General features: G+C 38.4%; 19 protein-coding genes. 9 read left to right on the top strand and 10 right to left on the bottom strand.

The features are described from left to right. Positions 1–4 precede the first annotated feature (4 nt). Complete coding sequence (locus QZ289_RS00375; protein WP_295697872.1) at positions 5–1,318, bottom strand: adenosylmethionine--8-amino-7-oxononanoate transaminase; 1,314 nt, start codon at positions 1,316–1,318, stop codon at positions 5–7. Positions 1,319–1,550: 232 nt separating this feature from the next. On the opposite strand from QZ289_RS00375, the gene QZ289_RS00370 reads away from it, so the two are divergent. The 3 genes from QZ289_RS00370 to QZ289_RS00360 all read left to right on the top strand — a co-directional run bounded on the left by QZ289_RS00370 (position 1,551) and on the right by QZ289_RS00360 (position 3,752). Next, positions 1,551–1,847, top strand: coding sequence for a DNA alkylation repair protein (locus tag QZ289_RS00370; RefSeq protein ID WP_295697869.1), 297 nt, complete (start codon positions 1,551–1,553; stop codon positions 1,845–1,847). 187 nt (positions 1,848–2,034) lie between these two features. After that, on the top strand, positions 2,035–2,565 hold the full coding sequence (locus tag QZ289_RS00365) for a dihydrofolate reductase family protein (RefSeq protein WP_300717259.1): 531 nt from the start codon (positions 2,035–2,037) through the stop codon (positions 2,563–2,565). A 269-nt stretch (positions 2,566–2,834) separates the two neighbouring features. Beyond that, on the top strand, positions 2,835–3,752 hold the full coding sequence (locus QZ289_RS00360) for a site-specific DNA-methyltransferase (RefSeq protein WP_295697865.1): 918 nt from the start codon (positions 2,835–2,837) through the stop codon (positions 3,750–3,752). Between the two features lie 261 nt (positions 3,753–4,013). Here the strand turns inward: QZ289_RS00360 and fliY are convergent, their stop codons facing one another. Genes fliY through flhF form a run of 6 tightly spaced genes read right to left on the bottom strand, consistent with a single transcriptional unit; the run spans position 4,014 to position 9,341 of the window. After that, positions 4,014–4,856, bottom strand: coding sequence for a flagellar motor switch protein FliY (fliY, locus tag QZ289_RS00355; protein WP_295697862.1), 843 nt, complete (start codon positions 4,854–4,856; stop codon positions 4,014–4,016). Next, positions 4,853–5,914: a flagellar motor switch protein FliM gene (gene fliM / locus QZ289_RS00350; protein WP_295697859.1), complete on the bottom strand. Its 1,062-nt coding sequence runs from the start codon at positions 5,912–5,914 to the stop codon at positions 4,853–4,855. Before fliM ends, fliY begins: the two co-directional genes overlap by 4 nt. Continuing rightward, positions 5,907–6,614: an RNA polymerase sigma factor FliA gene (locus tag QZ289_RS00345; protein WP_295697857.1), complete on the bottom strand. Its 708-nt coding sequence runs from the start codon at positions 6,612–6,614 to the stop codon at positions 5,907–5,909. The genes fliM and QZ289_RS00345 overlap by 8 nt, the downstream gene beginning before the upstream one ends. A gap of 9 nt (positions 6,615–6,623) precedes the next feature. Next, positions 6,624–6,965, bottom strand: coding sequence for a hypothetical protein (locus QZ289_RS00340; protein WP_295697856.1), 342 nt, complete (start codon positions 6,963–6,965; stop codon positions 6,624–6,626). 25 nt (positions 6,966–6,990) lie between these two features. Then, positions 6,991–7,863 carry a MinD/ParA family protein gene (locus QZ289_RS00335; RefSeq protein ID WP_295697854.1) on the bottom strand — a complete coding sequence of 291 codons (873 nt, stop codon included), beginning with the start codon at positions 7,861–7,863 and terminating at the stop codon, positions 6,991–6,993. A gap of 23 nt (positions 7,864–7,886) precedes the next feature. Next, positions 7,887–9,341, bottom strand: a complete 1,455-nt coding sequence (flhF, locus tag QZ289_RS00330) for a flagellar biosynthesis protein FlhF (protein WP_295697852.1) — start codon at positions 9,339–9,341, stop codon at positions 7,887–7,889. A 332-nt stretch (positions 9,342–9,673) separates the two neighbouring features. Between flhF and rpsB the strand changes: the two genes are divergently transcribed. Beyond that, positions 9,674–10,468 carry a 30S ribosomal protein S2 gene (gene rpsB / locus QZ289_RS00325; RefSeq protein WP_295697850.1) on the top strand — a complete coding sequence of 265 codons (795 nt, stop codon included), beginning with the start codon at positions 9,674–9,676 and terminating at the stop codon, positions 10,466–10,468. Position 10,469: 1 nt separating this feature from the next. Beyond that, entirely contained in the window at positions 10,470–11,537 is a 1,068-nt protein-coding gene (gene tsf / locus QZ289_RS00320) for a translation elongation factor Ts (RefSeq protein ID WP_295697847.1), read from the top strand. Between the two features lie 868 nt (positions 11,538–12,405). On the opposite strand, the gene QZ289_RS00315 is transcribed toward tsf, so the two are convergent. Both QZ289_RS00315 and QZ289_RS00310 read right to left on the bottom strand, forming a co-directional pair. Further along, positions 12,406–14,280 (bottom strand): dynamin family protein, encoded by a 1,875-nt coding sequence (locus tag QZ289_RS00315; protein WP_295697844.1) that lies wholly within the window; start codon positions 14,278–14,280, stop codon positions 12,406–12,408. 19 nt (positions 14,281–14,299) lie between these two features. Then, the gene (locus QZ289_RS00310) at positions 14,300–16,573 is read right to left on the bottom strand and encodes a dynamin family protein (RefSeq protein ID WP_295697842.1); all 2,274 of its coding nucleotides are present in this window, start codon (positions 16,571–16,573) and stop codon (positions 14,300–14,302) included. Positions 16,574–16,889: 316 nt separating this feature from the next. Here QZ289_RS00310 and QZ289_RS00305 point away from each other — a divergent pair, with 316 nt between their 5' ends. Genes QZ289_RS00305 through QZ289_RS00295 form a run of 3 tightly spaced genes read left to right on the top strand, consistent with a single transcriptional unit; the run spans position 16,890 to position 19,795 of the window. Further along, positions 16,890–17,084 (top strand): DUF4492 domain-containing protein, encoded by a 195-nt coding sequence (locus tag QZ289_RS00305; RefSeq protein WP_300446723.1) that lies wholly within the window; start codon positions 16,890–16,892, stop codon positions 17,082–17,084. Positions 17,085–17,099: 15 nt separating this feature from the next. After that, entirely contained in the window at positions 17,100–18,668 is a 1,569-nt protein-coding gene (locus QZ289_RS00300) for a cytochrome ubiquinol oxidase subunit I (RefSeq protein ID WP_295698149.1), read from the top strand. After that, positions 18,668–19,795, top strand: coding sequence for a cytochrome d ubiquinol oxidase subunit II (locus QZ289_RS00295; protein ID WP_295697837.1), 1,128 nt, complete (start codon positions 18,668–18,670; stop codon positions 19,793–19,795). The genes QZ289_RS00300 and QZ289_RS00295 overlap by 1 nt, the downstream gene beginning before the upstream one ends. Positions 19,796–20,395: 600 nt before the next feature. Here the strand turns inward: QZ289_RS00295 and QZ289_RS00290 are convergent. Next, the gene (locus QZ289_RS00290) at positions 20,396–20,803 is read right to left on the bottom strand and encodes a pyridoxamine 5'-phosphate oxidase family protein (RefSeq protein ID WP_295697834.1); all 408 of its coding nucleotides are present in this window, start codon (positions 20,801–20,803) and stop codon (positions 20,396–20,398) included. 372 nt (positions 20,804–21,175) lie between these two features. Between QZ289_RS00290 and QZ289_RS00285 the strand changes: the two genes are divergently transcribed. Continuing rightward, entirely contained in the window at positions 21,176–22,048 is an 873-nt protein-coding gene (locus QZ289_RS00285; protein ID WP_295697831.1) for an alpha/beta hydrolase-fold protein, read from the top strand. The last annotated feature ends 44 nt before the right edge of the window (positions 22,049–22,092 follow it).

The raw sequence follows: 22,092 nt of genomic DNA, 5'->3' as shown, positions 1-22,092 counted from the left end.
AAATCTATAAAAGTTGAGTTTTAAACCCCCTAAATATTGCTTCCAAGCTCTCCCTCACATAGCGCACCTGCTCTTTAGTGATGATATAAGGAGGCATAAAATAAATCGTATTTCCAAGCGGACGCAATAAAAGCTCCTTTTTTAAAGCCCTTTTAAACACCTCAAGCCCCGCTCTTTTGTAAGGGCTTTGCAAAATATCAAAGGCATATATCATTCCCTTTTGGCGAAAATTTCCTAAAAAATGAAAATCTTTTAAAGATTGAAATTCATCGGCGATATATTTTGACATTTCCTTATTTTTTGCCACCACATTTTGCATTTCAAAAATATCGAGCACCGCATTTGCCGCACTACACGCTAAGGCATTGCCCGTATAAGAGTGTGAATGCAAAAAGGCTTTATTGCTTTCATATTCTGCATAAAAGGCATTATATATTTCATCTTTTACTAGTACCACAGACAAAGGTAAAAATCCGCCCGTAATGCCTTTAGAGAGACATAAAAAATCTGGTTTTTCCCTGCATTGCTCCATTGCAAACATACTGCCACTGCGTCCAAAGCCCACAGCGATTTCATCAAAAATCACTTGCACCCCAAATTGATGGCATAATTTAATCGCCTCATCGATAAAAGCCGCACTATACATATTCATATTTCCTGCACATTGAATCAAAGGCTCTAAGATAAAGGCACAAAGCTCCTCCGCGCGTGTTTGAAGTATAGATTCTAAGGCTTTAAGCTCTTTTTCAAAGTCCTCTCCGCTTGGCATGGGCGTTGTCAGGCACTCTAAAAGCAAGGGTGCATAAGTATCCTTATACAAACTCACATCACCTACGCTTAAAGCCCCCAAAGTCTCACCGTGATAGGCATTGCTAAGCGCTAGGAATTTATTTTTCTTTTTGCTTGTGTTAAGATGATAGTGAAAACTCATTTTCAGCGCTACTTCAATCGCACTTGAGCCATTATCCGCATAAAAGCATTTATCAAAGTTTGTAAGCTTGCAAAGCCTTTGAGAAAGGCGAATAATAGGCTCGTGTGAGAATCCTGCTAAGATAATATGAGCTAATTCATCAACTTGACTTTTGATCGCTGCTGCGATTTGTGCGTTGCAATGCCCGAAAAGATTGACCCACCACGAGCTTACGCAATCCATATACCTTGCCCCATCAAAATCATACAAATACATTCCGTCTGCTTTTTTGATAGGGATTAGCGGGATATTTTCGTGGTCTTTCATCTGGGTGCAAGGATGCCAAATATGTGCTAAATCGAGGTTTTTTAAATCTTGATTGTTTGGATTTAAAGCTAGATTTTGCATTAAATTTTCCTTAAAATAATTAGTATTTTATAAAAACAAAGTTGATATAATCTTGAAAAAATTATAAGGAATTTGATAAGCAATGAATCTTGATAAACGCCCTTTTAAGCATCTTTAAAGCTCATCAAAACCCACAAATTGCAGCCCTAATGGTTAAAATGAAAAGTCAATTTGTATTTTTAGATATACAAAGTAAGCTAAGAAAAGCATTTCAAGGGGTTATTTTAAGGATTTGCAAGATGAAAGTGTGAATGCAACATTGCTAGAATACTCAAAGGATAGTAATATCTGGTTAAGGCGCATAGCTATTTTGCACCAACTTTTACGCAAAGAGCGCACAAATACGCAACTTTTAGAATCTATCATAATAAATAATCTCAATCACAAGGAACCTTTCATCAATAAGGTTATTGGCTGGGCTTTGTGTGATTTTAGTAAGTATAACCCACAATGGATAAGCGCATTTTTGCAAAAATACAAAGATTCCCTTTCAGTTTTTAAGTATCAAAGAAGCGGGCAAGTATATTGAGATAAATTTGTAAAAGAATTTTATAAAAGCAAAAGGATATAATAAGCAAAAAGAAAAAGTTAAATTGATAAGAATGTAAACGCATTTAAATACTAAACAAACTATTGATCGGGGAAGCTTTATATACCTGAAAGAAGCAATTTTTAAGCTGAAATAGAGCGGAATTAGGATTTGGAGAGATATGCAAATGAGAAAAATCCGTTTATTTATTGCGATGAGCCTTGATGGATATATTGCAGATAGCAAAGGCGGTGTTGATTGGCTAGTTGGACAGGGCAATGATGATGAGAATATCGATTCATATTCTAGCTTTGTGAAAGATATTGATACTATTTTGATGGGGTGGAATACATATTATCACATCATTACTGAACTTTCCGCCGAAAAATGGGTTTATGATGAGTTTATAAGCTATGTCATAACGCACAAGAAATGTGTATCTTGTGATAATATCTGTTTTACTGATGAAAGTCCTGTTGAGTTGGTAAAGAAACTGCGAGAAGAAGATGGAAAAGATGTTTGGATATGTGGTGGCGCAAATCTCATTCAGCAGTTGGTGAGGGAGGATTTGATTGATTATTATTATATTACAATCATTCCCACAATTTTGGGTTCAGGTATTAGGCTTTTTGAAAATACAAAATATGAGATTAGGCTAAGATTGCTTAGTACACGCTCATATAATGGTATGACAGATTTAATCTATACACGAAGATAACTTCTAGTTTTTTGCTTTTTGTGTCTTTTGTTGCTATCTTTAATTAAATATATTATTTATATTATTAAGTTAAAACTATATTTATTATAATATTAAATGGTTGCACAAATTTTGTGATTTTAAGGTGATGTAGCCAATGTTGCTTAATACGATTTTAACAAAACTCAAAGCAACTACCGCACTTTGAAAGTGCTTGAAAATAGCAGTTTTTAATAAAAAGAATTTTGTAAAAGCAAAATGGTATATTTAATGAAAAATAAGGAGAGGTGATGACAAAAATATTTGAGAATTTAGAATTGATAGATGAAAATTGTCAAATTTATTGCAAAGATTGTCGCATAGCCTTAAAAGAACTTGCAGAAAATTCTATTGATTGTATCATCACTGACCCACCTTATTTTATTGACGGAATGGGAAGTGAATGGAATGATAAAAATCTTAAAAACAAGGCTTTAAAATCTGGAGTGATTGGCGGGCTACCTGTGGGAATGAAGTTTGATAAGAATCAAAGCACAAGATTACAGGCATTTATGAATCCTATCGCTAAGGAATTTTATAGAATCTTAAAGCCCGGAGGATTCTGCATTGTCTTTTCACAAGCAAGGCTCTATCACGCAATGGCGATGAGTATCGATGTAGCGGGATTTGAAATCCGCGATATGCTCGTGTGGAAATATGAGGGACAGGCAAAGGCATTCTCACAGAGCCATTTTATCAAAAAAGATAAGCATTTAAGTGCGGCACAAAAGGCGGCATTAATAGCAGAGCTAGAGGGATACAAAACTCCGCAGTTAAAGCCACAAATTGAACCTATGGTAATGGCACAAAAGCCCAAAAACGGCACTTTTTTGCAAAATTGGCAGGAATATAAGCTAGGATTAATTGACACAAAAGCAAGTTTAGATGGTAAATTTCCGGGTAATGTGATGGAAGTCTCAAAGCACAGTCGCAAAAGTGAAAGCAAAGCAAAAACCCCTCATCTAACCCCTAAGCCTATAAAGCTCCTCTCTCATCTTATCCGCCTTTTTACGCAAGAAAACCATCTCGTGCTTGACCCCTTTTGCGGCTCTGGTGCGACAGCACTTGCGGCATTGCAAAACAAGCGCAGATTTATAGGATTTGAGATTGAGGAGGCATATTTTAAGTTTGCCAAAAAGCGAGTGATGGAGGTAAAGGGGAGAATATAGGCATATCCTTTAAAGCCTACTTATAATGTAGAGATGAGTATAGGCGCGAATGGAGCGCTCTTTAACATAATGAGTAAATCAAAAAAGATTTTTTGCATTGTTTTGTAAGATTTATCTTAGTAGGGGTAAGCGGGCAATTGAGTAAGATTATTTTCTTAAAGTTTAAGTTTAGGTAAGAAAGATTTTAAAATAAAAGGTTGTCTTTGTTTTAAAGGAGCTGGGTATAAACTCTCGTTTATCGGCTAGTTTGTCAGTGATTTGCTAGCCTCTTAGCTGCTCTAGTCTATCGCGCTTAGTGCCAATGTCAGTAATCTGTATTCCAAAGTTCCCATCGACAATCACCACCTCTCCTTTAGCAATCACCTTATCATCAACAAGAATTTCTAATGGATCATTAGCGAGTTGATTAAGCTCTATCACACTCCCAATGTCCATTGCTATCACATCTTTAAGGAGCATTCGTTTTTGCCCAATACGCACTTTGACATTGAGGCGCACGTCTAAAATCATATTAATATTTTTAAATTCTGTGGGTGAAAGTATATGATTAGTTTGTGCGGAGGTAGATTCTGTATTTGTATCTTGCGCACTCTGCCGAGTATTGGTTTCAAATAAGTTTGCAAAATCTGCATTTGCCAAAACGATAAAACTTGATTGAATAGGTTCTAATAAAAAGTTAAAAACATAGGCTTTATTAAAGCGAGATAGTTCTATATCTTGAGTGATAAATTCAATATTGGTGCAGTTAAAATTAAGCTTTGGCAGTTCTTTTTGTGCATTAAGTGATGTGGAGATAGCACCAAAAATATTAGAGCTAATTTCTTTTATCGCATCTAAATCATCATCGCTCATTTCATTTTTTGCTTCTCCATCACCGCCAAGCATCATATCAGCGAGCGCTGTTGCCATTTCTACAGGTACAATCATACCAAGTTCGCCATTCCCATCACCGCTTACTGTGATGTAGCTTATTGCATAGGACGCAGGGAGATTCTCAAGGCTTACATCGCTATCGCTTGTGTGTGTTACATTGGGTGTTTTGCCCATCAAACCCTCAATAGTGGCAGTCGTTTCAGCGATAATTAAATCTATAAATGCTTTCATTCTCCCTCCTCTGCGATATCGGCTATTCTATTTTTACGTTGTGCTTCAAGCATTTCAAGCACTTCTTTGACTTGGTCTTTTTCTGTTTTGATAACCTCTTGAATCTGCAGGGTTTTGCGGTAACGTTGCAATCCAATAGTCGCTATATATCTTTCACGCCCATCAACAGAAACAAGTATCGTATCATCAGCCGCCCTATCAAGCCGCACAATATCACCTACTTGTAAATCCAAGACTTCTTTTAATGTGAGCGTAGCATTCCCCAAATATCCACTAACAATGACATTCGCCCCAGCAATCAAGGCTTGAAGCTCTTTGTTGCGGCTTTTCTTTGAGCTTGTATCGCTGAGCATTAAATCACGACTTGCTAAACGCGAAAGCACTGTTTCTAGGGAAATCACAGGATAGCAAAGGCTCATCATACCGCTACTATGCCCGATGATAATTTCCATCACCACCATAATCACAATTTCGTTTTGTGCTACGATTTGCACGACATTAGGGCTAGATTCTTTAGCATCTACGGAGGGATAAATTTCTGTTATTGATGCCCACGCCTCTTTAAGATTCTGCATAATTTGCCGCAAGAGGGTATCAAGGAGATTGAGCTCAATATCACTAAATTCACGGGAATTTTCATAAGGGTCGCCCTTCCCGCCTAAAAGCCTATCAATCATAGGGAAGGCAATGCTAGGATTTATTTCTAAAATTGCCGCCCCTTCCAGTGGCTTCATTGAAAAAATATTAAAGCTCGTGGGTGAGGGCAAACTCATCAAAAATTCCCCATACGTCATTTGATCCACACTATGAAGCTGAATCTCCACAATACTCCGCATTACCGCAGAAACTTGCGATGAAAGGCTACGTGCCATTTTATCGTGGATTGACTTAAATGCGCGAAGCTGCTCTTTGCTCACACGATTGGGACGTTTGAAGTCATAAAGTGTAACTTGCTTTTGATGTGTGATATCCTGCTTTTCTATCTCGGCGGTATCGCCCTCATCATCGACAACCTCTAAGAGGGCGTCAATTTCTTCTTGACTTAGTATATCAGCCATTTATATCTCCTAGTGCTTGTCGAATCTTCTTAATCACTTCTTTTGCAATTTGCGAAATGCGGGATTCTGTAATTTCTAAAATCTCGCTAATCTCTTTTAGACTAAGCTCTTCAAAGTAGTAGAGCTGGATTACCATTTGCTCCCTGCTACTGAGTTTTTTTAATACCTTATGGATAATCTCCATAAGCTCTTCGTGCTGTACATCTTCGAGGATGTTTTCTGCACAAATAGCATTATATTGCTCATCAATTGGCACAAGTGCGTATACATCAGAAGCTATACGCGCCTCTTTTATTTTGGCCACATCTTCATTGAGAATCTTTGCTAAATACTCATCGCTTGGTTCTTCTTGATGATCATTAAAGTATTTTGAAATTTCATAATCTATATGTTTTACCAATCTACGATTAGCACGGGAGAGAACATCGAGACTACGTAAATAATCTAGCATTGCGCCATTAACCCGCGTTTTTGCAAAACCCCAAAACGAATCATTGATATTGCTATCATATCTGCGTGCAAGCTTAATGAGCTCTTCTGTGCCAATGGATACCAAATCTGCCATTTCAATCGAGCTAGGCAATCTCTCTTTAAGGCGAAATGCCATACTTTTTACCGCAGGCAAATATTGTAAGGCAAGCTCATCTTGAGCATATTTAAGCGTTTGATTGTATCCATTATTTTTATTAATGCTTTTCACATATTTCTCCTAGCTTACGTTACCATTTTGAGGCTCTATATCTTCATCGCCAGATTCCATACTTCTAATAAAATTACGAATCTTAGTTGATTCTTTTTCGCGTTTATCAAATTCAAGTCGATAGTATTCTAAAGCATTCTCAAGTTTTTGTTTTTTTAATCTTGAGCGTTCAAAATCCAAAAATCGAAAATATAATGACACACTTACTGCAACGATAAGATAAATTCCCATTGTTGTAATGATTGTCCATAGCACCATAAATTCAGGCTCATCAAATTTACTAATAGCAAATGCAAGTCCTATGAAAAATCCCGCCACAATGCTAAAACTCATATAATTATCTGGCTTCATATATTACTATTACCCTTACTTGTCTTTAGAGATAGCCAAGCACCCGCCTTAAAAAATCAGCAAAATGCTTTTTTTGAGGAGAATTAAGCATATTGTGTTCCATTTTGGAGACAAGATTATGTGCGATAACTTCAATTTGCCCACTTACTGCATTTAATGGCTCTGCTTTGACAAAAAGTTCCCTAGCACGCACGGCTTTTGCTATTGTTGGGCTTTGCTCAATGAAACCTAACAAATACAGATGGAGAGAGGGAATGTTTTTGCGTGCAAGATTTTCAATGCGTTCAAAGACAAGTTGTGATTCTTTATTACTCTTTACCATATTAAGAATCATAAAAATTTCATTGCGAACCTTGGCATTAAGCTTGATAGTCGCATATGCATCAGTAAGCGCAGAAGGATCAGGCATAGTAACCACTACGACCATATCGCTTGCATTTAAGAAATTTTGTGTAATACCTCCAATTCCCGCACCTGTATCAATAATCATATAGTCAATATTGTCTAGAATATCGCTTTCTTGCAAGAATCGCTCAAATACCCCGCTATTGGCATATTTGAGTATTTCATCACCATTATCACCAGGGATAAGATACAATCCATCTTGTATAGGGTGAATAATCTCTTGAAAGCTTGCTTCCCCACGTAAGGCGTGAAGGATATTTTTTTGCGATTTTACGCCAAAAATTAAATCAAGGTTTGCTAAGCCAATATCCGCGTCAAAGACAGCTACGCGTTTTTTTAATTTCCATAAACAATAGGCTAGATTCGCACTTATGCTTGATTTTCCCACACCACCTTTGCCTGAAGTGATAGCGATGAATTTTGTATCACTAAAATTACGTTTGTCTTGACTTTGTATAAGAGATTGAAGTTCATAGGCTTGATTTTGTATCATTTTTGCCTCCATATAACTCTATGCTACTTAGATTCTGGGCGTCTAAATCCATCAAGCAAACAATCCACCAAATAGTCATTTCCGGCCAATATCAAATCATTAGGCACACCCTGCCCAATTGATAGATAGGAAATTGGTTTTTTAGTTTCATATACAAGTGAAAACATATTCCCAAAATGGCGGCTTTCATCGAGTTTGCTAAAAATAAGAGTATCAATATCAAATTCGCTAAAAGCATTATAGGTATCGCGCAAATCTTCATATTTTGTATTGACGGCTAAAACAAGGCTTATATCAATCTTATAATCATTGTTGAGATAACTTTTAAGAAGTTGTAGTTTGTGGCGGTCGTGCTGGGAATGCCCTGCTGTATCAATGAGGATAAAATCACAATGCCTAAGAGAATCCAGCGCCTTACCAAACTCTTGAGGTTCTATCACGGTATCAATGCTAAGTTTCATCATACGTGCATACGCCATTAGCTGATCCACGGCTGCTAAGCGATAGGTATCAAGGGTAATTACACCTACGCGATAGCGAGCATTTAGCATTAAAGAATAACGTGCTGCAAGTTTGGCAAGAGTGGTTGTTTTACCCACACCTGTAGGTCCTACAAGCATCATAACTTTTTTAGTATTATTTTGGAGGTTCTCACTTCGGCAGTAAATCATTTTGCGTAGCACTTCGCGGAAATATCGCTTAATGGTTGTAGAGTTTGAGCGCATTTTTAGTGGCATAAGCTCCAAAGAAAGCTGCATAATCGTATCTAAATGCTCTTTATTCATACCACTGCTCTTAGCAATTCTATAAATCTCTGCAAACTCTTGTGGTATATTTATCCCTTCGCTTTTTGGGCTTTTTTCTTCCCAGAGCATACTTTGAATAATCTTCATTTTGTCATTGAGTTCGCCTAGCTCGTTTTTGATGGCTTTAAGCTCGAGTTTTTCATTGATATTTTGAGCTAGGCGCGTTTGTTGTAAGTCCTGAATCTTATCGTTTGCGCGCTCATCAATATTGATATTTGCTTTTTTGACTGTGTTGTTAAGATTTGTTATAGAAGTGCGAGGAGAAGGTTGAATCCTTGGATTTTCGGGCATATTGCTTGGGACATTAGCAATTTGTGAGATTTGCTTTACTGCATCAGAAAGCTGTAAGGTAACTTCATCATAAATCTTGGGTTTTTGCGCTTTTTTGCGCTTTTTTGCCATTTCTTTTTCTGCAATTTCATCAAGTCTTTTTTGCACACTATTGCTATGTGCTTTAGCTTCATCTTGTTCTTGTTTTTGTTGTGCTTTGTTGGATTCTATGCTTTCATCATCAACTTTTACTACTATCTCGTATAAATTCGATTGAGTAAGTGATTTTTTTCGAATTTCTTTATTTTCTACAAGCATAATATCATCACCCAGAGTTTCTTGTGCTTTTTTGAGAGCTTGTGCTGGTGTATCTCCCATAAAAGTATAATGTTTTTCTGCCATGGTATCCGCCTGTATATTAATGTTAAAGTTTTTTGAAATATATATTGTAACTTTGTTGGGCTTAAGCAAACGTTTAAATTCCATCATCTTAACTATGAATTTTTTAAATCTTTAAATATATAGCCGCAATAAAGAAATAGAGTCTTAAGATATAAGCTAAACTTTAGAGAAAAGAGGCTAAAATCGCCCCCTTTGTTTTGCAAAAGATTGCTTTATGGCGATTTTGGCGGACAAATTCACACATACCAATCCTTGTAAGGTTGCAATAGCTTTTGCTTAAGCTTTGTTAAGGGGTATGGAGGATAAACCACATTACTTTTGAGGAGACTACTATGGTAACAATGAAAGATTTACTTGAATGCGGTGTACATTTTGGGCATCAAACACGCCGTTGGAATCCAAAGATGCAACGTTTTATCTTTGGCGTGAGAAAGAATATCCACATTATCGATTTGCAAAAGACTTTGCGATACTTCCGCTATACTTATAATATTGTCAAAGAAGCCGCGAGTGAGGGCAAAGTGATTATGTTTGTAGGGACAAAAAAACAAGCGAGTGAAACACTCAAAACCTATGCAGAAATGACCAATGCTCCCTATGTGAATTATCGTTGGCTTGGCGGTATGCTTACAAACTTTAGCACGATTAAAAAATCTGTGCGCAAACTTGAAATCATCGAAGAAATGGAAAGCAGTGGGCAAATTGATTTGCTCACTAAAAAAGAAAAATTAATGTTACAACGCAAAAAAGAAAAGTTAGATAAGTATCTGGGCGGTGTGCGCCATATGAAAAAAGCTCCAGATATGATTTTTGTTATTGATGCAGCAAAGGAAAAAATCGCCGTAGCAGAGGCGAGAAGACTTGGAATCCCCGTAGTTGCTCCATTAGATACAAATTGCGACCCTGATATGGTGGATTATCCTATTCCGGGGAACGATGATGCGATTCGCTCTATTCAACTTTTTTGTAAGGAAATCAGCGCGGCGATTTTAGAAGGAAGGGCTGAAAATAAAGACGAACAAGATGAGCAAGAAGTACAAAGTGTGCCCGTGACAGACGAAGAAAAAGAAGCATTACTTGATGAGGTAACGCAAGAAATCGCCAAAGATATGCAAGAGGAGGAATAATATGGCAGATATTTCAGCACAGCTTGTAAAACAACTCCGCGAGATGACAGATGCGGGTATGATGGACTGTAAAAAGGCACTTGTGGAAACAAATGGCGATATTGACAAAGCCGTAGAGTATCTAAGAGAAAAGGGTTTAAGCAAAGCCGCTAAAAAAGCCGATAGAGTAGCGAGTGAAGGTATTGTAAGCGTAGAAGTGGCAAGTGATTATAGTAAGGCAAGTATTATTGAGATAAATTCTGAAACTGACTTTGTGGCAAAAAATGAGACATTTAAAGAGCTTGTAGCTCATACAGCAAAAATTGTGTATGAGCATTCACTTTCAAGCACACAAGAGCTACATACAATGAGTGTTAATGGCGTGAAATTTGAGGAATATCTCCAGCAAAATATCGCAAAAATTGGTGAAAATATTGTCGTGCGCCGCATAGCGAGCGTAGAAGCTCAAGGCAATGGTATCATCAATGGCTATGTACATTCAAATGGGCGAGTGGGAGTGTTGATTGCTATGAAATATACCAAAGATAGCTCAAGAGCTGCTTGTGTAGAGCTTGCTAAGGGTATTTGTATGCACGCAGCGGCGATGAAGCCACAAGTATTGAGCTACACAGAGTTTGATAATGACTTTATACAGAAGGAAAAGGTTGCTATTATCGCTGAACTCACTAAAGAAAACGAGGAGCTTAAAAGGCTTGGTAAGCCATTGCATAAGATTCCAGAATACATTAGCCGTAATGAACTGACAGAATCTGTGCTAAAAGCCCAGGAGCAAAAATTGCGCGAGGATTTAAAAACACAAGGCAAACCCGAAGCAATTTGGGATAAAATTTTGCCCGGACAAATGGAGCGCTTTGTGGCTGATAGCACTTTGCTTGACCAACGTATGACATTGCTAGGGCAATTTTATGTAATGGATGATAAGAAAACTATCGCACAGGTGCTAGAATCTAGGGGTAAAGAGCTAAATGATAGCATTGAGATTGTGCAATATATCCGTTTTGAATTGGGCGAGGGTATTGAGAAAAAAGTCGAGGATTTTGCTGCAGAAGTCGCCGCGCAAATGCAATAATATATGCTAATTTTGCGGGATTTTCTTCCCGTATTTAACAACACTGCTTTTATCTTATTGTGAGTATGTATATTCACTCTAAAAAATTTGCTTTTTACTCCATTTGTCAATTAATCTTTATCTCATTTTTCGCTTAGTTGTTATGATATAAGGCATACATTTGATGTTACCCATAGCTGTTGTATCAGCACAAAAATAGCAAATTTATTCAGGTATAAAAGGGGGTAGATGTTTTGGTGTGTTCAAATAGATTGTTTTTATAGTATTTGCGAAGATTTTTCTGCTCATAAGTGAAGAGTGCCACTTTATCACCTTGCTCCATAGAGGGAGTAGGATTCTTTATTGCATTATGCTACAAGGATATTCAATACATTTATCGATGGATGCCAAGATACTTAAAAGAGTTAAGAGAGCGATATTTTGATAAACGTATCGCTCAAAATTTTTGATACAAAGATAGGGACAATATAATGGGAGACTCCTTTTGTGCAAGATTAGAATCTGCATTAATCGTGCTAAGAGTCGCGATAATGTGCTTTTTATCTTATCTAAATTCATCTTGAGCAAAAGATTCTTAGAGAAAAGATATAAATCTGCTCAAAATCGCTTCTTAGTCCTAGGTGGGAAATGCTAACTTCGCTAAAGCCATTACGCAAAAGTGCTTTCTTGCTTCTGTTTTAAGCGCAGGGGGTGGGGTTGCTAAAGTTTTCCAAATTTACTTCTTTGATTCTTTTAGATTGTTTATTTGCTAGGTGGAAAATTTGATATTACCTCCTGTAGCAAACCAAAGGCTCATCACGTTGTCCCTAGCCAAATAATTTACACAAACATAGAGAGCTAGGATTAAACAAGAGATTATACCTTTTGGCTATACTTTTAGCTCCTTTAGGAGGGCTTTAAGCTGTGTATAGTGATGCATATATTGCTCTTTGTGGGTAGCGATTGCTTCGCATTGTTTTTTACATAATGCCTTTTGGTCGTATTCAAATTGCCATAATGCCTTTTTATGCAAAGGCTGGGTCAATAAATGCTCTTGTAAAAAGCCAAAGTGTAGCCCATTATTTAGCTCATCGCGGATATTTTCTAGGGTAGGGTTAAAAAGTGGGAGCGTGTCAGGACTTTTGCTATGCTTTTCTAGGGCTTCTTGGATTTTTAGGCTAATTGTATTAAGGCAGAGATTAATTGCAAGAGGATAATTCAAGCTTAGAATCTTGCTAAATAGCATAAATTGTGCATTTAGCCGCTCACAATGCTCTCTTACTAAATGCTCATAATCGCTTATTATGTTATCAATGCTCTTTTGCAAAAGTGGGCTTTGTAAGACGGGGATAAAGGATTGCCCCCATTGTATGATAAGGCTTTTCAAATTCCCTATGTGGGATTGTAGCAAGGATTCAAACTCGGCTCCTTTGGCATTCATATCAAAACCAAGTTTGATAAAATCTCTCGCAAAATGAGAATCCATATCACACAAACTTAGGCTTAACCGCTCTCTAGGAAGCGTAGTAATCTCCTTTGGCTGCTGATATGCCTTTGTAATACCAAATTTTTTATCTATTCGTATGAAGTCTTTTTGTGTCTTTTCAAGGGCAGCATAAATATGTTGCGTGAGTGTCTCAAGTTGAGATTCAAGAGTATGAAAAAGTGTAGGAAATGACTTATAGAATGCACTTTGAGGGTAAGATTCACTAAAAGTTATAGGTGAATATGAAAGGAGCGATTGAAGCCCTTTAAAACGCAAGGTGGTGTGGAGGCTTAAACGCGCAAAGGTAAGTGTAAGCTGTCGTAACTTAGTGCGTATGGTGTGCTCCTTTGCCTGTGTGGCTTGGGGCGCGATATGCGTTTGTAAAAATGCAATCACATCATCAATATGAGAATCTGCCCTTAAAGCTGCTGCTTGAGCAGATTCTGTGGTATTGTTTGCCTGTGTTTGCGTATTTTGCAATGCTTCATAAGAGAGGAGTGCATTTCTTGCCGATATGGCGATGATGTCCTCAAAAAGCCCTGCAAATGCCTTTTTTGCATATTCAAGGCTCACATCAATCTCGGCTTGATTTTTTAATCTATCTTTTTGATTTAGCACACAGAGGCTCTTACTCGCGTAACGTTTGATGTGTGAAAGGATAATCTCCTTTTCGCTTTGTTTGCCGACATTATCAATAAGGGTAAGCCAAATAATGCCATCTACATTTTCTAACATAGCGTTTGTCGTGTCTGTATCGCTTTGATTAAGGGAATTAAATCCGGGCGTATCAAGGAAGTTAATGCTTTTAAGCAGTGGTAATGGTGCATAGAGTTTGTAAAAGGCAATTTTTGCATTTTCAGCCGTGCTTACTTGCGCGAGATAGGAGAGAGGCTTAGTGGCGGTGTTACCATTTTTATAGGTAATCTCAAGTGCGTAATCCACCCCATAAGTGATATGACAAATCTTAGCCGTAATTGGTGTAATCCCGCTAGGGAGGATACTCTGTCCTAAGAGTGCATTTAAAAATGTGGATTTGCCGCTGCTAAACTGCCCTATAATAGCGATTTTCATCGGCTCTTGTATGCTTTGATGGAGCGATTGCAAGGTATGGAGCGTGTGGGAATCTAGTGGCGTTACTTGGCTTAGCAGATATTGGACTTTGTCAATGAGGGCGTGGAGGGGATTGCTCTTTTGCAGAGCTTGATTTTTCGCTTGGATATATTCTGTGATAAATCGCTCTAAAAGTGGGCTTTGCGTGTTTTTAGTTATGTCTTTCATCTTGCTTCCTATGCTTTATTTAATGCAAATACCCTAACGCATTTTCTATCTTATCTATAAGGGCTTTGAGCTGCTTGTATTGTGCGTCAAGGGCTTGTTTTTGCTCCTGCGTGTCGCCTTTATCGTGCTGGGCTAATGCAGTTTGGAGGCTTTGCTCTTTTTGTGCGATTTTTGTGTGAATGAGTGTTTTTTGATATTGGGCAATTTCATCAAAATGTGCCATAAAGAGTGTGTTAATTTCTTTATTCTTGCTCTCAATGAGGGTAGCAAAAGATGAAAAAAGTGTGTTAAAAAGTGCTTCTAGAGCATTTTTTAAGCTTTGGTCTTTTTTGGTAGATTTGATAAGTGCGGTTATATCATTGAGTAGTGGCTGCATAATGGGTGCAATCTCGGCGTTTTTAAGCTGAAAGTGAATGGGTGGGAGCGTGGGTTCTTCTGTTGCAGCGATAGCATCTTTTAGCTGTGTGATTTTTTTACTTAATTTATAGCGATATTCTCGTCCAATATCGGCAAAGCAGTCTTTTAAACTTAGCTCTATCATTTTATGCAAAGCACTAGATTCTATCCTCGCGCCCCGCCCGTAATCATACATCATATCATCAAAAATCTTGTCTCTAAGGATTGTGGCGACTTTAGAGAGGGTATTAGCACTAAGGGAATGGAGGGCGTGGAGGAAGTTTTTTAGCTCATCATAGAGGGCATTGAGTTGGGATTCTAAAGATACTAACTCACGCAAAAGTGTTTCATTATGGGCTTTTTCTTTAGCGATAATTTTTTCTAAATCTGCCTTGTTTGCATTGAGTAGGGCGGTTTTCAGTGAGATTGCCTCCGCGCTCTCTTGTGCGATTTTGTGCAATGCCTTATAAGCAAGATACAGCATATCCCGAGCCTTAAGGCTATCCTCCCCTAAAAGCATTTTTTGTAAATATAATTCTATATCTAAAATCCCGCTTTGCTCTAATGTGATATTTATATCACTTGTGGCAGTAGCAGTGCGATGAAGCAGGGCGGCATATCCTGCAAGAGGGATAAAGTCAATACGTGAGATGATTTGGGCAATATCGCCTTTGTAGTTAGCGTTTTTTAGCTGAGTGATAAGGCTTGATTTGGTGTATTCAAGCGAGGCATTAAGCTCATCTTTGCTTAATAAATCAATGCGCGTTAGCACCACAAGTAGCCGTGATATATTTTGCTCTAATAAAGATTCTAAAATAAAATCAATATCCTTTTGCGTTGCCGCACAGCTAGCATTCATCACGTGGATTAGCGTATCGCAATGTTGCATATAAGCGCGGGTAATGTCCTCACGTTTAGTGATGGGGTCATCAAGCCCGGGTGTATCAACAATCTCCACGCCATTTTTGAGAAAATCCAATGGTGTGAAAAGCTCGACTTCTTGAATCAAATTGCATAATTTGCTGGGGTGATTAGCAGAAGTGTAAGCACTAAGCTGTTGGGCTTGTATCTCTTGTGATGTGTGAGGCTGGGTAATGTAGCGCTCAAGTTCCTTGCCAAAATGCGCTTTGCACTCTGCCACAAAAACTTTAAGATGTTCATCATACTTGGCCTCTTCGCATAAATCCGCCCATTGCTCCTTGCTCCAAAAATGCACTTTTGCGCTTGTTTTGTCTCCATAGCGCAAGATCGTTAGATTAGCTGTTTCTGGGATATTTGAGCTGCCTAGAATCTCCTCTCCTAAAAGGGCGTTTAAAAAGGTGGATTTCCCCGCACTTAGCACACCTGTAACGCCAATGCACAAATGCTGCTCTTCAAGTTTTGCTTTTATCTGTGCGAGAGTGTCTTGGGCATTTGGTAGCAGGGGGAGAAGTGATTCATAAATGGTATAAAAAGCTTCACGTAGTGCTTTTGTATCTTTTGCTATGGCGGTTTTAGGCGTTTGAGATATGGCATTATGCAAATGTGAGGCAGCATTTTTTAAGGCGACAAATTGGGCTAACTCATCATCATTTATCACAGAGGCGAGATTGAGCTTTGCAAAATAAGGCAGCAAAGATTCTAACATATGGGGATTTTCAGTGAGGATATGTGCCTGTAAATCAAGGATAGAATCTAGCAAATTGGTGTTTTGTATAGGGGATTGATAAGGGAGGGCAAAAGTATGGAGTATGTTTATAAAGCTTTGGCATTGTGTAAAAAGCGGCAGGTTGCGCTCATTCACACAAAATAAAATGCTTAAAAAGTCTAATGGCGCTTGAATAGGTGCGGTAGATGAGGGTGCGCTAGGCGGCGGCAGGTGGTGAAAAGTTTTAAAATATTGTTCCAAAATCGGCATTACTTATCCTTCTGCTACACTTTAATGAGGTTTGCATTATCGTGCGATTTTATACAAGCGGGGTATTCCTCACTTGCGGAGAGAATAAAGACTTTTTAGTTTAAATCTAATGATTTTACATTTCACATTATAAAGAAAGTGTAATTTTACATCAAAACACAAAAAGTAAAATAAAATTATCATTATCGCTCAAAATAGGGCGATTTTGTTGCAAAAAAGTGGCAAATTGATGCCATAAAATGTATGAAATTTGTTAAAATCCTGCGCTTTGTTATGTGATAATTTAAAAGGTATTTGCGTGAGATTTGTGAAGAAAATGGCTATGTTATATATTGATGGATTTAAACATTTGACACTTGGTAAAACATTATGGAAAATTATCATTATAAAGATTCTTGTTATTTTTGTGATACTAAAAATATGTATCTATGATAATAGTCTCTCAACACTAGGCAGCAATGAAAACAAAAGCGCATTTGTGATAGACAATCTCACCGCCCAAAAACACTAAGGAGATGCTATGGAAATGCTAAATGAGCTTTCAAGCGTGAATTGGAGCAGGGCGCAGTTTGCCCTCACTGCACTTTATCATTTTTTGTTTGTGCCTTTGACATTAGGGCTTTCTTTTGTCATAGCGATTATGGAGAGCATTTATGTCAAAACCAATAATCCCCAATGGCGTAAAATCACGCGCTTTTGGCTAACGCTTTTTGCGATTAATTTTGCCATTGGCGTGGCTACGGGTATTATTATGGAATTTGAGTTTGGCACGAATTGGGCAAATTATAGCTGGTTTGTGGGTGATATTTTTGGCGCACCCTTAGCGGTTGAAGGTATTATGGCATTTTTCTTGGAGGCTACATTCTTTGCGGTTATGTTTTTTGGCTGGGATAAAGTCTCTAAAAGATTCCATTTGCTTTCTACTTGGCTCGTCGCCTTAGGGAGCAATCTCAGCGCGTTTTGGATACTCGTGGCAAATGGCTGGATGCAATATCCCATCGGCACGATATTTAATCCCGATAGTGCACGTAATGAGATGAGTAGCTTTTGGGAGGTGGCTCTCTCTCCTGTGGCAATCCCAAAGTTTCTCCACACGGTGGCAAGTGGCTATGTCATTTCTGCGCTCTTTGTCGTGGGTGTTTCCGCGCTTTATCTATTAAAAGGGCGATTTATCAGCGAGGCGAAAAAAAGCCTTGTGGTAGGGGCGAGTTTTGGACTTATTACCTCTATATTTTTATTTTTTAGCGGTGATGAAAGCGCCTATCGGGTAACACAACACCAACCAATGAAACTTGCCGCAATGGAGGGTATTTATCAAGGAGAGCATCGTGCGGGAATCACTGCCTTTGGGATTTTAAATCCTAGCAAACAGCCCGGCGATGATAAAGAGGTATTTTTGTTTGACATAACTATACCCTATGCCCTCTCTATCTTGGGCAATCGCAGCCCAGATAGCTTTGTAGCGGGTATTGAGGATTTGCTCTATGGGAATGAGGAAAAGGGTGTTGTAGGGATAGATTCTAGAATCCAAAATGGCAAAATTGCTCTGCAGGCGTTCAAAGACTATAAAGAAGCAAAGGCACAGAATGACACAGAGGCGATGAATGCACTCAAAGAAGTGATACAAACGCACATAAAGGACTTTGGCTATGGGTATTTGCACGCACCACAAGAGGCGATACCGCCCATTGCTTTGACTTTTTATAGTTTTCATTTAATGGTAGCCTTAGGCAGCGCGTTTTTTGTGCTTTTTGTCGTGGTGCTTTATTTAGCAATGGCAAATAATATTGTGCAATTCCGCAAGATTCTATGGTTATGCGTGATAGCAATTCCCTTTGGTTATATCGCTGCTGAAGCGGGGTGGATAGTTGCAGAAGTGGGGCGGCAGCCTTGGGCGATACAGGATTTGCTTCCGGTGGGGATTGCTGCTACAAATCTCTCAAGCGTGAATGTGCAAATATCTTTTTTCATCTTTGCGATTCTCTTTACTACCCTGCTTTGTGCGGAAATAAGCATTATGGTGCGAAGTATCAAAAAGGGTTTTGAGGAAGAGCATACGCCTTTAATGCAAAGTGTGCAAAAAGGGGGCAAGTGATGTTTTTTGGACTTGATTTGGCAGGATTGCAGGTATATTGGTGGATTGTGGTAAGTGTGCTTGGTGGGCTGCTTGTGTTTATGTTTTTCGTGCAGGGCGGACAGAGCCTTTTGCCTTTTATCGCTAAAAATGAGTTAGAAAAATCTATGCTTATTAATGCTTTGGGGCGCAAGTGGGAGCTTGGATTCACTACTTTGGTGCTTTTTGGTGGTGTGTGCTTCGCTGCGTTTCCATTATTTTATAGCGTAAGCTTTGGCGGGGCGTATTGGGTGTGGCTTGTGATTTTGTTTTGCTTCATCATTCAGGCGGTGAGCTATGAATATCGTAAAAAAGCAGGAAATATGCTTGGTTCAAGGGTATATGAGGTATTTTTGTGGATTAATGGCGTTTTTGGCGTGTTTTTCATCGGCGTGGCATTAAGCACATTTTTTAGCGGCGCTCATTTTGTGCTTGATGAACGTAACTTTGTAGCGTGGAGTGTGGCAAGCAGAGGACTAGAGGCGCTGCTTAATGGGGGAAATTATTTATTAGGATTAGCTCTAGTGTTTTTAAGTCAGATTCTAGGGGCGAGTTATTTTTTAAATAATATTGATGATATGCAAATTGCTAAACGTGCTAGAAAAGCTATCCTCATAGTGAGTATCGCCTTTGTGCCTTGCATACTTGGATTTTTAGTGTGGATTTGCCTAAAAAGTGGATTCTATGTGGGGGTAGATGGCAGAGTGGAGTTGCGTGATTATGTGTATTTGCATAATTTTTTAGATATGCCTTATTTGATAGTGGGATTGTTTGTGGGCGTGGGAGCAGTATTAGCAGGGATTTATATGAATGTCTTTAGGGGCAGCACAAGAGGCATTTTTCCTCTAGCTGTAGGTAGTGTGTTTGTGGGTATGACGGTGCTTTTAAACGTGGGGTTGGGACAAAGTGCATTTTACCCTTCTATCGCGCATTTGCAAAGCTCCCTTACTATACAAAATGCTTCCTCGAGCTATTACACACTCTCTGTAATGGGCTATGTGTCCTTACTAGTGCCTTTTGTGGTGGCTTATATCGTGTATGTGTGGCATAAGATGGATAGGGTGAAGATTACTAAAAGTGAGATAGAGGGAGATTCTCATACGTATTAAGCTATTATGCTTATAAATCTACGCTGTTGTGGTTTTATCATCGCTTAATCTTGCTCGTTTGGAGTGAATCCACACTTGCATACAGCGTAGTAAATCCCGTAAGGACAAAGAGAGTTTCTTTAAAGTATAGAATCTTTGTTCTCCCCACAAGTGAAGTATATCCTCACTTGTATAAAATCAATCGCACGAAGTGTTAATCTCTTTAAAGCGTCGTAGGGTTGGAGGATATAAGGGGAGGGAGCGACCTCGCGCTTGTGTTTTAGCACCAGCCTACACTTGCATATTTAAGCCCCTCCCCCTTAATGCAAAAAGAAAATAGAACAAAGATTCTAAACTTAATAGACTCATTTTGCAAATGTGGGGCGAGAGGCATATCTTTGAAGCGGGAGGGGTTAAAAAGTGGGGAAACCTTATAATGTGATACAATACAAAAAAAAAGAATAAATTTATATTAAGGAGGCGATATGCTCACTTCTATTCTTATGTTGATTGTATGGGTTGTGGTAATTTATCTATGCTATAAGTTTATTTTGCTTAACATCACGCAGATAGAGAAACAAGAGGAAAAAGGAGAATAGCCCCATCAAACAGGGCGGGGTTCTAAGCCTTATACATCTCTATGTCGCCATTTAGGGCTTGTTTTCTTGCACTTAGATTTGCAAGATAAAAGACTTCAAATGAGGGATTTGCAGGCGTAGTGTATTTTGCCTTAACGCTTTCAAATTTCGCAAACATCGCTTGTTTTACCGCTAGATTATTTTCAAACACAGCATTTCCCCTTAGTCGTAAAAATGTGCCATCTGCCGCACAAGAGCAAATCTCTATCCCGCTATGGGCTTGTATGTGTTTGTAGAGATTTTTAGCATTTGAGGTACAAAAGTAGATTTTATCCTCATATAAAAGTGGGCTTTGGAAAGGACGCAAACGAGGATTACCACAATTGCCTAATGTGGCTAAAAACGCCGGAGCATTTGTATCTAAAAAAGTAACAATATTTTCAAGTGTCATAGAATCTCCTTTAATTAATGTAAATTCAGCCCTTATTTTATCTTAATTTCTCCCTTTGCAGTGTAATACCTTCAAGCATTTATACTGCTAAAGCCGCACTTAGACTTACTGCTATTTCCTAGAGAGCTCTTTAATGTGCGGCTTTGGGCTTTTTGAGGAAAGTTTAAGGACTGCGTATGAGAGAGGAGCAAGTTTTATTATTTTACAACGTGCTCAAGGTAGAGTACAACATTCTAATATATGCTTTATGATAGTGGAATGCACCATTAGATTCTGTATCTATAAATATTTTCCTTTGCTATTCCCTTGCGGGATTTGGTCGTTATTTTCTGTGAATTTATGTATTATTCTTTATTTGAACAAGGATAAACAATGAAGCACATCATAGCTTTTTTATCATTTCTGTGCATCTTTACCTATGGCGCACCCTCGCAGGAGATTCCTGCTATCACACAAGAAGCAAAGGCACTTTTTCATATAGAATCTTTTCGTATGCAAAATAAAGCAGGGAGATTCTATACCATTTACATTGCTAAGCCTAAGCAAAAAATAGATAGCACAAGCATTTTTTATACACTTGATGGAAACGCATTTTTTCCTATGCTACTTAATACCATTGCGATAGATAAAGCCGCAGATTCTATCCACGCATTACCCATCATTGTAAGCATTGCCCACGATAGCACACTCGCTTTTGATAGGGAACTAAGGACTTATGACTACACGCCTATACTTGATAAGCACCTGCAAGATGAGTTTAGTGGAGGCGGCGGGATAGATACATTCCTCGATTTTCTCATTCATCAAGTAAAGCCTACCATACACAAACGTTTTGGCACACCTAGCAAAGAGCTGCTTTTTGGGCATTCTTTTGGAGGGCTTTTTGTCCTACATACGATGAGTAGTGTAAATGCGGCATTTACACATTATGTCTGTGCTTCACCATCGCTATGGTGGGGGAATGGGGCATTTATAGAATCTTATAAAACGCTTGTCGCAAAGAATGCTCCCCTCAAATCACATATCATTTTTACGCGCGGAAGTTTAGAGAAAGAGGGGCAAAATAAACACAAAACCCCTAATGCAAAAAAGCCTTTATATGACATTCAATCTGTGGTGAAAATCTACCAAAAGGCCGCTATTAACCCAAAAAATGTAGTCTTTGTAGAAATTACTAATAAGACACACGGCGGCTCTATACCTGGTGCCTTTATGCTAGGATTAGAATCTTTTATGGGTAGATAGGCTTTAGTGTTTATCTTTCCCACTTGAGGATATACTTCTCACTC

Origin of the sequence: uncultured Helicobacter sp. (assembly GCF_910577135.1) — a bacterium.
GTDB classification, from domain to species: domain Bacteria; phylum Campylobacterota; class Campylobacteria; order Campylobacterales; family Helicobacteraceae; genus Helicobacter_C; species Helicobacter_C mastomyrinus.
This window is presented reverse-complemented; position numbering and strand designations above follow the sequence as displayed.

Coding starts and splice junctions, on each gene's coding strand:
- QZ289_RS00375 (WP_295697872.1), bottom strand. CDS start 1,318: ATGCAAAATCTAGCTTTAAATCCAAACAATCAAGATTTAAAAAACCTC.
- QZ289_RS00365 (WP_300717259.1), top strand. CDS start 2,035: ATGAGAAAAATCCGTTTATTTATTGCGATGAGCCTTGATGGATATATT.
- QZ289_RS00360 (WP_295697865.1), top strand. CDS start 2,835: ATGACAAAAATATTTGAGAATTTAGAATTGATAGATGAAAATTGTCAA.
- fliY (WP_295697862.1), bottom strand. CDS start 4,856: ATGAAAGCATTTATAGATTTAATTATCGCTGAAACGACTGCCACTATT.
- fliM (WP_295697859.1), bottom strand. CDS start 5,914: ATGGCTGATATACTAAGTCAAGAAGAAATTGACGCCCTCTTAGAGGTT.
- QZ289_RS00340 (WP_295697856.1), bottom strand. CDS start 6,965: ATGAAGCCAGATAATTATATGAGTTTTAGCATTGTGGCGGGATTTTTC.
- QZ289_RS00335 (WP_295697854.1), bottom strand. CDS start 7,863: ATGATACAAAATCAAGCCTATGAACTTCAATCTCTTATACAAAGTCAA.
- flhF (WP_295697852.1), bottom strand. CDS start 9,341: ATGGCAGAAAAACATTATACTTTTATGGGAGATACACCAGCACAAGCT.
- rpsB (WP_295697850.1), top strand. CDS start 9,674: ATGGTAACAATGAAAGATTTACTTGAATGCGGTGTACATTTTGGGCAT.
- tsf (WP_295697847.1), top strand. CDS start 10,470: ATGGCAGATATTTCAGCACAGCTTGTAAAACAACTCCGCGAGATGACA.
- QZ289_RS00315 (WP_295697844.1), bottom strand. CDS start 14,280: ATGAAAGACATAACTAAAAACACGCAAAGCCCACTTTTAGAGCGATTT.
- QZ289_RS00310 (WP_295697842.1), bottom strand. CDS start 16,573: ATGCCGATTTTGGAACAATATTTTAAAACTTTTCACCACCTGCCGCCG.
- QZ289_RS00305 (WP_300446723.1), top strand. CDS start 16,890: ATGGCTATGTTATATATTGATGGATTTAAACATTTGACACTTGGTAAA.
- QZ289_RS00300 (WP_295698149.1), top strand. CDS start 17,100: ATGCTAAATGAGCTTTCAAGCGTGAATTGGAGCAGGGCGCAGTTTGCC.
- QZ289_RS00295 (WP_295697837.1), top strand. CDS start 18,668: ATGTTTTTTGGACTTGATTTGGCAGGATTGCAGGTATATTGGTGGATT.
- QZ289_RS00290 (WP_295697834.1), bottom strand. CDS start 20,803: ATGACACTTGAAAATATTGTTACTTTTTTAGATACAAATGCTCCGGCG.
- QZ289_RS00285 (WP_295697831.1), top strand. CDS start 21,176: ATGAAGCACATCATAGCTTTTTTATCATTTCTGTGCATCTTTACCTAT.